The 11,775-nt window shown below is 65.8% G+C and carries 5 protein-coding genes and 1 pseudogene; 4 read left to right on the top strand and 2 right to left on the bottom strand.

What is annotated here, in order from left to right; genetic code table 11:
* The 4 genes and pseudogenes from GA0115259_RS40125 to GA0115259_RS09070 all read left to right on the top strand — a co-directional run.
* Nucleotides 1-271, top strand: a pseudogene (locus GA0115259_RS40125) (hypothetical protein); the annotation flags it as partial.
* Between the two features lie 259 nt (nucleotides 272-530).
* The gene (locus GA0115259_RS09060) at nucleotides 531-1,310 is read left to right on the top strand and encodes an HAD-IIA family hydrolase (protein ID WP_093593485.1); all 780 of its coding nucleotides are present in this window, start codon (nucleotides 531-533) and stop codon (nucleotides 1,308-1,310) included.
* A gap of 92 nt (nucleotides 1,311-1,402) precedes the next feature.
* A complete protein-coding gene (locus GA0115259_RS09065) occupies nucleotides 1,403-1,960 on the top strand; it encodes a hypothetical protein (RefSeq protein ID WP_141716499.1) in 558 nt (185 codons plus the stop codon).
* Between the two features lie 226 nt (nucleotides 1,961-2,186).
* A complete protein-coding gene (locus GA0115259_RS09070) occupies nucleotides 2,187-3,245 on the top strand; it encodes a glycoside hydrolase family 6 protein (RefSeq protein WP_093593491.1) in 1,059 nt (352 codons plus the stop codon).
* Between the two features lie 480 nt (nucleotides 3,246-3,725).
* On the opposite strand, the gene GA0115259_RS09075 is transcribed toward GA0115259_RS09070, so the two are convergent.
* Both GA0115259_RS09075 and GA0115259_RS09080 read right to left on the bottom strand, forming a co-directional pair.
* Nucleotides 3,726-9,971 carry a DNRLRE domain-containing protein gene (locus GA0115259_RS09075; protein ID WP_256097950.1) on the bottom strand — a complete coding sequence of 2,082 codons (6,246 nt, stop codon included), beginning with the start codon at nucleotides 9,969-9,971 and terminating at the stop codon, nucleotides 3,726-3,728.
* Nucleotides 9,972-10,715: 744 nt separating this feature from the next.
* Complete coding sequence (locus tag GA0115259_RS09080; protein ID WP_093593494.1) at nucleotides 10,716-11,276, bottom strand: hypothetical protein; 561 nt, start codon at nucleotides 11,274-11,276, stop codon at nucleotides 10,716-10,718.
* Between the last annotated feature and the right edge of the window lie 499 nt (nucleotides 11,277-11,775).

Genomic DNA, 11,775 nt, shown 5'->3' on the forward strand with positions numbered 1-11,775 from the left:
AGCGAGCGAGCAGGGCCGTACCGCCCCGCGTACGCCCGCGCCCACCGCCGGGCATCCCGCGCCCGGCGACCGGCCGCCCGGGTCCCCGCCCGGGGCCCAGCAGTTCGCCCGTACCGAGTCCGACAGCGATCTCCTCAGCCGTACCGCCGCGTTCGCTGCCCTGCTGACGGCCGGAGCCGTACTCGCCGTGGGCGTCAGGCGACTCCGTACCGACCGTACCGACCGCGCCGTCCGTCCGGACCGTACGAACGGCAACGACGACCGGCTCTGAGGTACGCCGCGACGACCAGTTCTGAGGTACGCCGCGTCCCGGGCCTCTCGCCGAATCCTCGCCGAACCTCCCCGGCCGCAACGCGAGTTGACGGACGACCCGATCCTCCGTGCCACTCACGCCCACAGGGCCCTCCGGAGCCGCGCCGACGGCCCTCCGCTCGGGCCGTGGACGCTTGTACCGTCCGCGCCACACCCTCGTTACGCTGGGCGGGTCGGACCATATGGAGTATTGGCCACCGCAGAGCGGAGAACAGTCAGTGGCAGAGCGCAAGCCGATCGAGTCGTGGCTCACCGACATGGACGGTGTGCTCATTCACGAAGGGATCCCGATCCCCGGCGCCGCCGAGTTCATCAAGCGACTGAGAGAGTCGGGCAAGCCCTTCCTCGTCCTCACCAACAACTCCATCTACACACCGCGCGATCTCCAGGCACGGCTGGCCCGGATGGGACTCGACGTACCCGTCGACAACATCTGGACCTCGGCGCTCGCCACCGCCAAGTTCCTGGAGGCCCAGCGTCCCGACGGCACGGCCTATGTCATCGGCGAGGCGGGACTGACCACCGCGCTGCACGACATCGGCTATATCCTCACCGACCACGAGCCGGACTATGTGGTGCTCGGTGAGACCCGTACCTACAGTTTCGAGGCGCTGACCAGGGCGATCCGGCTGATCAACGGCGGAGCGCGGTTCATCTGCACCAATCCCGACGAGACAGGACCCTCGACCGAGGGCCCGCTGCCCGCGACGGGCGCGGTCGCCGCGCTGATCACCAAGGCCACCGGCAAGGACCCGTACTTCGCGGGCAAGCCGAACCCGCTGATGATGCGCACCGGGCTCAACGCGATAGGCGCGCACTCCGAGACCAGCGCGATGATCGGCGACCGGATGGACACCGATGTGCTGGCCGGTCTGGAGGCGGGCATGGAGACGTTCCTGGTGCTGACCGGGATGACGAATCCCGCCGATATCGATCGCTATCCCTTCCGTCCCTCCACGGTCGTTGACTCGATCGCCGATCTTGTGGATCGCATCTGAGCACGTCAGCGAGGGATGCGGCGCGTTAGCCGCGCGCTGCGGATGCGGAAGGCCGTCGCACCGGTGAGTCTCTGAGTATCAGGAGGTTCACGATGCGTTCAGGGTTGCCCCGTCTCCGTGCCGTGTGGGTGGCCGCCGCCGTCCTGGCGGCCGCGCCGGTCCTCGGTCTCACCGTGACCCGGGCCCATGACTCCGTCACCCAGGCCCATGAGTCCCTGGCCCAGGCCCAGGACTCCGTACGGGGCGCTCTCACGCCGTCGGCCGTCGCCCCCGGCGGCGCGGCCGGAGCCGGGCGCGAGGACGCCGGGCCCGCCGGATTCTACGGACCTGCCGGATCCGCCGGATCCCATGGCTCTGCCGGCGGATCTGCCGGATCTACGGAATCCAGCGGCCCCGTCGGCCCTGCCGGCCTCGCCGAATCCGCCGAGCCTCTGGGCCCCTTGGGACCTCCGAGACCCGTCGAGCCGACCGATTCGGCCGGGCCCGGCACCTCGCACGCGGTGGTCGGACTGATCCTGGCGGGCGTGGCGGCGGTCGCCGTCGCCGGCCGCTGCCGTCCCAGCGCCTCGAACCTGCGGTCTTCCGCCGTACGGCTGCGACCGTGGCCCGGCCGCCAGGTTTATCGTCCACGGCGTAAGGGCCCCGTCTGATGCGGCTGTCACAGCTCACCCACGAAGAGGAACGATCCGTCTGACGGCGGGTACCGGTATGCCAGGATTGGTGACGGCCCGTCGCGACTGATCGGCGGGCAGTGCGTACAAGGCAGGCAACGCACGGCACGGCAACGCACGGCAAGGCAACGCACAGCAGGGCAAGGCAGGGCCCGAGCGCGCCTGGGGAGGGCGGTCTCGGGCACAGTGCATCAAGGGGGAGTGGATGTACGGCAGTTATTCCGGTCGCGGTGCGCGCGTCCGTGCGGTGCTGAAGGCCGGAGCGGCGGGTGCGTCGGCGGGTGCGGTACTGCTGCTGGCGGGCTGTTCCTCCGACGGTGACGGCGGCGGGAACGGTGACGGTGACGGCGGTACGAAGGTGTCGCCGATAGGCCAGCGGCCCAAGGCGGAGGCTCCGTACTGGGTCAACCCGGACGGCACGGCGGCCCGTCAGGTCGCCGAGTACACCGGTAAGGGCGACACCCGCAGCGCCGCCCTGATCAGGAAGATCGCCGAACAGCCGGTCGCCGAGTGGATCGGCCCCGACACTCCGGAGGCGCAGGCCAAGGGCTTCACCGAGGCGGCCACGAAGGCCGACCGGGACGCCCTGCTGGTCCTCTACAACATTCCGCACCGCGACTGCGGCCAGTTCTCCAAGGGCGGCGCCTCGGACGGCAACGCGTACCGCGCCTGGGTCGACCAGGTCGCCAAGGGCATCGGCGACCGCCGCGCCACGGTGATCCTGGAGCCCGACGCCGTACTGCACCTGGTGGACGGCTGTACGCCCGACCAGTTCCACGAGGAGCGGTACGACCTGCTCAAGGGCGCCGTCAAGCGGCTCAAGGAGCAGCCTGCCACCTCGGTCTATCTCGACGCGGGCAATGCGGGCTGGCAGTCGCCCGACGCGCTCTTCGAACCGCTCCAGTGGGCGGGCATCGCCGATGCGGACGGCTTCTCGGTCAATGTCTCCAACTTCTATCCCACCGCGGCCAGCGCGGACTTCGGCAAGCGGCTCTCCGAGAAGGTCGGCGGCAAGCCGTTCGTGATAGACACCAGCCGCAACGGCAACGGCCCGTACACCGAGGGCGATCCCGGCGAGAACTGGTGCAATCCTCCCGGCCGCGCCCTCGGCGAGGCACCGACGACCGACACCGGCGATCCGCTGGTCAAGGCGTATCTGTGGGTGAAGCGTCCCGGAGAGTCGGACGGCGACTGCAAGGGCGGGCCCAAGGCGGGCGACTGGTATCCGCGGTACGCCCTGGACCTGGCGCGCAATACGAAGTAGCGCGCCACGCCAGCGGTCCCCGCGATACGCGCTGGTGCGCGATACGGAGCGGCTACGGGATCTCCACCAAGGCCACCATCGGCGGGAAGGCCGTTCTGGGCGAGGGGCTCCAGGATCAGGGGCTCGAAGGACTCCAGCCCTGCAAGGCCGGGGGAATCACGTCTCTGGTCGGCCTGAGATCCAGCTGGCGGCCGTTCGTGCTCATGTTCATGACCTCGAGGTAAGGCGCGCAACGTGTCCGACGGGAGGTGCTCAGAAAAAGAAAGACAAAGAAGGGTGAGAACGAGAAACCTGATGCGCTCCTGACAGCGACCATCCGTATCTCCATAAAAGCACGGTGGCGCACCAAGAGAATCGGCAGGCTACTGCAAATTGTCAACGGGGTGGCGTGCGATCGCACGCCACCCCGCTTGTCCGTAACCTCTTTCCTCGGACGAGGATAGAAATTACGTTTACCGCCAGTCCTATGAGGTCATTTCGTTAGACCCAAACTTTCCCCTTGTCGTTCGATTTCAATTTATGCTTCTTGACCTTGTCTTTGCAGAAGCGGCATGCAGTTTCTTTGGCCTTCTTGTAGGTCCAAGCCGTGATCTTTGCGCCGAGGCTTCTTCCGACCGTATTGTTGTACTTGTCGGCCCTGGAGTCCCGCTTATCTTCTTCTTTGTTTCCTGCAGCCTTCTCATGGGCATTGCCAAGAGCCTTGGCAAGATATGAACCGACCGCCCAGGTCAGCATCGCCTGCCAAATGCAGTGGCGGTATGCATTCTGCTTCGCTCCGGAGTACCTCTTCTTTGCTTCACTTAGGGCCCATGCTGTGACATAGGACATGTCTGCACACCACAGGAAGAATAGTGCGCATATCGTAGCCTCTGGAATGAGTCCGCCGATGCTGTAGTTTCCGCTGATGTCGTAGCAGTTCACCGGGTCGGCGAAGCAGTATTCGTAGGAGCTGGCGTTGCCTCCGAGGACTCGGTCGACGGAAAGGAAGCGTCCTGTGGCCGAGTCGTAGAGGCGCACCCCCATGAGCGTGACAGTGCTTGGGGTCTCGGAAGAGCGCTGCATTCCGCCGAGCCAGCCGTAGCGTGCGGGATCTGTTCCGGGCAGGCGGTTGCCGTACTCGTCGTAGCTGTTGACGACGGGAGTGGTGGCGTCCACCAGGGGAATTTGGGTGGTTATATCGCCATGGATGTTGGCGAGTTGGAGGACTACGTCACCAGTGGCGCCAGTGGTGGCGATCAGATCCCCTGTCAGGTCTGTCAGGGTTCGGGTGATCTTGCTGTCGCCCTCGCTTATCCACGTGGGATTGTCTCCGTCTGCCCCGTAGTGGTTGCGCTTGGTCGCAGTGGTCGCCCAGGTCCCGTTGTCGTCCTGGTTCTCGGTCGTGTGCGAGGCGAGCCTTCCGACCGCGTCCAGGTTCCAGGTGGTGCGCTCTCCGCGTGCCGTGATCTGGCGGATCAGGTCGTTGGCGTAATAGGCGTTCTCGGCACCGCTCGTCTGGGCAGTGGTGCGGCCGAAAGCGTCATAGACGGTGCCGGCGGCAATCAGCCGGTCGGCGCTGTCGTAGGTGGAGTTGACCGTCGTGGTGGTCGGGGCTCCTCCATCCACGTCGTCGACTGCGGTCACCATCGACGTGCGGTTGGTGTTGTCATCCAACCCGTAACTGCGGTGGGTGGTGACGCCGGTTTGGGTGTCATCGGCCTTGGTCAGGCGGCCGGCTGCGTCGTAGGAATATTCCTGGTACGCACCGCCGCCGGTATAGGTGGTGCGGGATACGACCTGGCCGTGAATATTCTGGCTGGTCGACTCGCCTTGGACGGTCCATCCCGACTCCCAGTGCCAGTAGCGTGAAGTCTCGCTACCCGTGGGGTCAAGGTTGAATTCGACGTCCATATTCCAGGGCAGCTTTTGCTTGTAGAGGCGACCGTCGGAGTCGTAGGAGCCGGTGACGTCGCCGATGGTTCCCATGACTGAGTCATGCATCCGGGTCGGCAAGCCGTTCAGGCTTTCGTAGCTGTACGTAGTTTCCGAAGGAGACGAGTCGGATCTCCGGGTCATTCGGTCACTGGCATCGTACTCGGTACGCGTTATGTTGCCTGCGCCGTCGTCATACGAGATCTCACGGCCGAGCTTGTCAGCGACGTGGCGAACCGTGGTGACCCCATCAGAGACGCTGGCTACCTGACCATTTTCCGAATCGTACGTGATGGTCTGAGTTGGTACTGCGGTGCCGACTCCCCCGCTGATCTGATTCTGTTTTCCTCGCCCGGCGGCGTCGTAAGTGGTCACAGTGGTGCGTGTGGCGCCGTTGCCGGTTTCGGTGACCTTGGTGACGTTGCCCCAACGGTCATATTCGAGAGTCTTGGTGGGCAGCTCGTCGGGGTTCGAGCCCCCTCCTGTGATTTTTCCTGCCGGGCCGCTGGAGCACAGGAGGTCTGCCCATTCCGGACGCCCCGAACAAGTGCCACTCCCGCTGGCAGACCAGTACTGGGAAACGATTGTCCCTGCGTCTGTCCCGTTGGACTTGGGCTGAATATTCTTGATGGTTCGGCCCTGGGCATCGAATACGGAAGAACGGGTCAGCTTGAGCCCACTCGGGTCCGTCACCGTGCTGGTGGGAAGACCTTTCGCCCAGTCGTAACTGGTTGCAGTGGTACGGATGTCACCGTCGTTCGGGTAGCCCTCGACGGATGCGCCGGTCGTGGTCGTGGTCGGCTGGTCCAAGACCAGAGCAGACCCATCGGTGGGACGGCCTTCGTCGTATCGGGTAACGATGTGTTCACGTGCGGGCACCTGGGTACCTGCCGGAATGTTGGGACTGTTGGCGTCACCCTGGAGCTGCTTGGTCAAGGTGACCAGGTGCAGCGGTCCATACTGTTCCAGCTGCCGCCTGCCGTCAGCAGAATATTTTGCGACCGTGGCCAGCTTGTAGGCTCGCTCAGCCGACGAATCGGCGAGAATGCCAAGTTCGCTCTGCGTGTTGACCTGATAGTCGGCGTTACCGAGCGCAAGCTCTCGGTTGGTGGCCCCCAACTCGAAAACGACGTTGCCGAACGGGTCGTACTGGGTGGTGGTCAGGTGCCGACCGGGTAGGCCGGTGTTGACCTGGAGTCCAGAGGCGTTGGTGTAGGTAGTGATCGCCTTGTCGTAGTCGCCTGCGCCGAGGTCACTTCCGCTGTGGGATGCGGGCACCTGGTCGGCGGGGAAGATGGCGGTGGCATCTGTCGGCGCATCCGTTTGCCCCCACGGCTTGGCGTCGGACGGGGAGACTTGGTTCGGCGCCGCGGTGCCGGAGAGCGGAACGTCATAGACGAGGGAGACGGTCGCATTGCCGCCGTCGGTCTCGTCCTTGCTGCCCGGCTTCAGCGTCGGCCGTGACACCGACAGCAGCATGCCGTCGCCGGCCACTGCGCTGGAGCCCGCCTTGCCGTACTTGAACGTCCACGGCAGCTCGCCCGACGTGGTCTGGGTAACCACACGGCCCGCGCTGTCGTAGGTGTAGGCCGTCTTCAACGCCGGGGAGACCCGCGGGTCCCACTGCTCACGCAAGCGTCCCGAGGCGTCGTAGGCGTAACTGGATATCACCGTGGCGGTGGCGCTCGTCGCGCCGGGGTCGGTGGACCACAGGCGGATGCGGGAGACCTGTCCGACGTAGTCGCCCAGCGTGCTGCTGGTCGCCGTGGTCGTGGTGGCGTACTGGTACTCCAGGATCCGGCAGCCCTTGGTGGAGGGAGTGCTCGCGCAGGTGTCGTTGCTCACCGCCGAGGTGGGAGCGATCGCGTACTTCGGGCGAGCCAGTACGGTACTGCCCACGGTGACCTTCTCCGAGATCAGAGAGGTAGTGGAATTATCCGTCGAGAGAGAGCTCTTGGAGAGCTGCCAGGTCGTAGCGGCCACGTCGATCTTGGTGAACTGCGAAGTGATGCCATCGGGGTCCTTCAAGGTGAAGGCCCCGGTCAGGCTGCCGGTCAGGGTCAGAGCCTCAGCCCCTTTCTCCGGCCTCCAGCCACCGCCGCTCGTCGCGGTGAACCCGGTCTCTTCACCGTCTATGTCCACCACCGCAACAGAAGTGTTCGAGGTTTTCCGTATATACAACGACTCGGTGGCGGAGAGCTCTGCGGCAGTGCCTGCGGTCCACTGCGGACCGAAGATGGCGACCTGTCCTTCCTGCTGGCCGCCGTCTGTAGGACGGCGTGATGACGCGGTGCGGCTGGCGGTCAGGCCGAATGCCGAACTGTCGGTTGCGGACAGGACGTAGTCACCGGTGAGCGTGTTCACATCGCCCGGACCGGTGGCCTGGGTAGGGGCAGCCCCCGCATTGCGGTCCACGGTGATGGAGGTGGCAGGGGAGGTGTCGGTGCTGGTGCCGTCGGTGAAGACCGCGCGGACGTCGATCGGGCCGTCCTCGGTGAGGCTGTCGGTGATGTTCCACACCAACGCCTCGGGCAGGCCACCGGTCACCGTCGCCGGCCAGGCAGCGAGGGCCGAGTTGTCCGCCTTACGGCGCACGTCGGCGGCGGGGACATCCTTCCAGGTGTCGGTCTCACCGCGCCGGTACTGGTAGCGCACCCCGGTGTCGATGGTCTTGCCCTGGCCGGTCAGCACGGTCCGCCGCGCCGGGTGGTCGCCCTGGGCCGGCGTGAGCAGCGCCGCACCCGAGCCCGCGTAGAAGGTGAAGATGGTGGCACCGGAGACGTTGCCGGCGGCGTCCTTGGTACGGGCGGTCAGGATGTGCTTGCCCGCGCGGAACGTCGGTTCAGCTGTCACGCCCGCGCCCGTGGTGGCGATCGACTGCCAGGATCCGCCGTCCAGTTGCCACTGGACTTCCTTCACGTCCGCGGTCGGCGGGGTAAGGGTAAAGCTGCCGGTGAAGTCGCCGCTGCTGTCCGGAGTGCCGGCCCATTGCCCGGCGGGGAAGTCGGTGGAGGCCACCGCGGTCGTGGCGGGGGCGGTGGTGTCCACGGTCAGGGTGCGGAATGCCGACCAGGCGCTGGTGGCAGAGCCGTCACCGGCACGCACTCGCCATTTGTACGAGCCTGCCGCAAGCGCGGCGGGGGTCCAGTTGGCCTGGGCACCGGAGGCGACCGCGGCGCTGCTGCCGGTGCGCAGGGCGGACATGCCGGTGGAGGTCCACACCTCGTAGTCCAGGGTGACCTGCGAGCCGTCGCCGTCCAGGGCCTTTGCCGACAGTGTCGGGGTGGTGTCGTTGGTGGCGGCCGCACTGGCCGGGGCTATCAGTGTCGGTACCCCGGGAACCGAGTTATAGGTGACCGACAGATAGGGGGTGCTGGAAGCGGCGTTGCCGGAGTTGAATCGCTTCCAACCGTACGGGTCGGCCTCGTCCGTGGCCCGCAGCCCCAGGTGGTTGGTGTTGCTGCCGTTCGCCGCCCACGCCTGGGCCAGCGAGGTCACGTCCGCGCTCACCCAGCCGTCGTTGCAGGCACTGGAGAAGCCCTTGGTCTGGGTACTGGTGGCGTACTTCGTCCCCCAGGTCGGCTGCGCCGTCCACCGCGAGGAGGTGCTCGCGGCCCCGGTGGACCACACCTCCCAGTCCTTGGCCGTGCAGGACCACGAGTGGTACTCGAACAGGTTCAGCTTCGCCGCGGTGACCTGCTTGCCTGTGACGTTCTTCATCGGGAATGACAGGAACGACCGCGCCACCTGCGAGGAGCCGTTGTTGCCGAGCTTCAGGTCCGTCGAGGCGGACTGGTCGGTGGTGTACCCCTCCTGGACGAAGGTGTCGAAGCTCGCCCCCACGTTGATCGCGGGGTCGATCGTCACCGGGAACTGCGTCGAGGCATCGGCCAGGAACTTCGCGTCCGGCGTCAGGGTCAGGGTGACGGTGTCGCCGTTCTGCGCCACCCTCACCGCCACCGACGCGGTGTGCGTGCGCTCGCCGGACTTCTCATCCACCTGTGCGTCCCACATCACCGGCGCGGGCAGGACCCCCACGGCTCTGCCCCTTGCGTCGGCGAAGGAGACCGAGCCGTCCGCGTTCGCCTTCGCAGTCAGCCCCTTGGCCGTCAGGCTGTAGGCGATCGCACCGCTCGCGTCTACGGCGGAACGTTCCTTCAGCTCAAGGAACTGCTCATAGCCGGTCCGCGTCGACTCGATCAGGAGGTCTGTCGAGGGGAGGGCGTTTCGATAGCGAGCAATGTTGTTCTCCTCGCCCTCGATCGCTGGCGCGGGCAACGCTCCGTACCAGCCCAGCTGCAGTTGCTGCCCGGTCCGACCTTCCAGCGTCACCAGGGGAACACCGGCCGAACCGGTCTTCTCACCAATGCTCTTCAGCCCCTTGGGGGCCGCGCTCTTGCCGGCCAGACGCAGCCCGTGCGGATGCCGCCGAGCCCTGACCGAGCCGTCCGACAGCTTCTCCAGGGAAACGTCGACGTTCTGCCACGCTCCCTGGTCGTCCCGGAACCGGATCGGGCCGGCGTACGCCTCCTCGGTCACCGAGCCGTTCGGGTTCACATGGACGGTGGACGTCTCGGTACGGGCGTCCAGCGCCTCGATCTGACGGTTCTGGATCTTCGCCTTCAAGCGGGCGGCAGCCACCGACCCGGCAGTTGCCGACCCGAGGGCCTTCGCCGGCTTGCCCTTGTCGTCAGGGGCGGCTTCAACTCCCACGCCCGCTGCCACGTTGGCGGTTCCGACCATCACGGCGGACTCGAACGCCATCGCCAGCACGACTGCTGCAACCACCGGACGCAGGCGTCTCAGCTGAGTCAAGGGGAGGAAGGGCTGGACGGACGGTGCGTCCGGTCCCCGCCCTGGTCTGAGGAACGTGCCTATCAAAGCTCACTCCTTGCGACGGTGCGGGTGCATCCCGCATTCACACGAGGATCTTCACACGTAGCGCACAGGTGTCAATGCGGTTTCGTAGCGGGGGGCGGCGCCTCCCCCGAAGAGGTACTCGCGGCGTCCTGTGTGAACCTTCGAGTCGCCAGGTATGCAAGAAGGGGCATTCGTGACGATATTGATCACCCGGGGTGCGTGGTACGCGCCGTCGATTTTTACTAGACCTTTAGCATCGGCACGGGCCCTCAGGTTATGGAAATATCTGTATAAAACCTTAGACTGCATCAGTTCTGCCTGGTTCGGGCGCTGTTGCTTCTCCTGGCACAAGGGCCGACCCCGGACGGTTCGGTGGGGGTCCGCACGACCCCGCGGAAGGCACGCAGCAGCCTCCGGCTTTTCTTGTGCCGCTGCCTCCGAAGTTGTCGCGTCAGGAGAAGCCCACCCATGTTGCCGATGCTCTGGGGCGGAAAGACTCCGTGATCATCGATCATCAGCCAATGAGGGAACGCCCTACGGTAGGTCCGTGGGGTAAGTCGACTGGCCGCCGTGCGAGTCCGGTTGAGGCGACGGAGGCCCCGGCTGCCGCGTTCGGGGGTGCCTATGCGGGCGGCCTCACCGGCGAAAGGCAGAGGCGGACTTTCCGGAAGCTGCAGCCCTTGTCGGCGATCGCCTGTTTCAGTCCGAGCAGCTGATCGTGGAACCGTCTGCCGGGGAGGTGATGGATACACGGTAGCCGGATCCAGAGTTGAATTCGGGCCCGGGCTTGCGCCCTTCCTCGTCGAGGATTTCCTCGGTCAGGAAGTAGACGTCCAGCATCGTCGTGCTGTCCCTCTTGTCGAGGGTGAAGCATAGATCCGCAGCCTGCTCTACTTTCGACGACTTCGCGGAGGTCTGAGACAGCTCCCAGCCGTCGCGCTCCGCCGCCGCCCGGTAGTACCGGGTCACTTCGGCCTTGTCGCCGGGGAATACGTAGGTCCGATCGGCGTATACCGAGGCGTCGCCGCTGTCCGCCCAGCAGCCGGACTCAAGATCCTCGAAGCCCTGAGGTACGACGGTTCCTTCGGGCCGGGAGTCGAGGATGTCGTGCGATTCCAGCTCCTTGACCCGGCTCTCGGTGTTCTCGCAGCCTCGGTCGAGCCCGGCTTCCAGAACGGAGCATCCGGTGAGAGCGCTGGCCGCTGATGCAACTGTCAGCAGCAGCACGGCACAACGGCCGATCCCCACACGATGTGCCAAGCCGACTCCTGTGGCTGAGATGTCAATATAGACGGACGTTACGACCCGGCACGAAGCGTGCGCGGCCGGTCACATTAGCATGCTTTCTCCAGGGCGGCTCTCTGGATGTCTTGTCGAGTGACGCTGTCCGTCGCTTCTGAGGCGTGAGGGGATCCGTAGCTGAGTGGTCCGGGAAACGTCGTTGTCCTGGCGTGCGCCGTCCGGCGTCGACGTCATGAGTCATCCCCCCCCGCACGCGCGGCTACCGCGTGATTGGTATCGAACGTTCCACCCGGAACGGTGCCTCCTCGACCACCGGTTCGGACGGGCCGATTGCCGATCGTTTGGGCGATTTGATAGGCCGGTACGGTCGGTGTGTTGGCGAGCATGCGCCAAAGCGTCACCGGTTGTTGGAACGAGCGAAGCCCTCTCATCCGCGATGAGAGGGCTTCCGCTGTGCGTGCGCCGCCAGGGACTCGAACCCCGGACCCGCTGATTAAGAGTCAGCTGCTCTAACCAA

Origin of the sequence: Streptomyces sp. MnatMP-M17 (genome assembly GCF_900091995.1) — a bacterium.
In the GTDB taxonomy this organism is placed as follows: domain Bacteria; phylum Actinomycetota; class Actinomycetes; order Streptomycetales; family Streptomycetaceae; genus Streptomyces.

Excerpts from the sequence above, each read along its gene's own strand:
- GA0115259_RS09070 (WP_093593491.1), top strand. The coding sequence starts at position 2,187 with ATGTACGGCAGTTATTCCGGTCGCGGTGCGCGCGTCCGTGCGGTGCTG.
- GA0115259_RS09065 (WP_141716499.1), top strand. The coding sequence starts at position 1,403 with ATGCGTTCAGGGTTGCCCCGTCTCCGTGCCGTGTGGGTGGCCGCCGCC.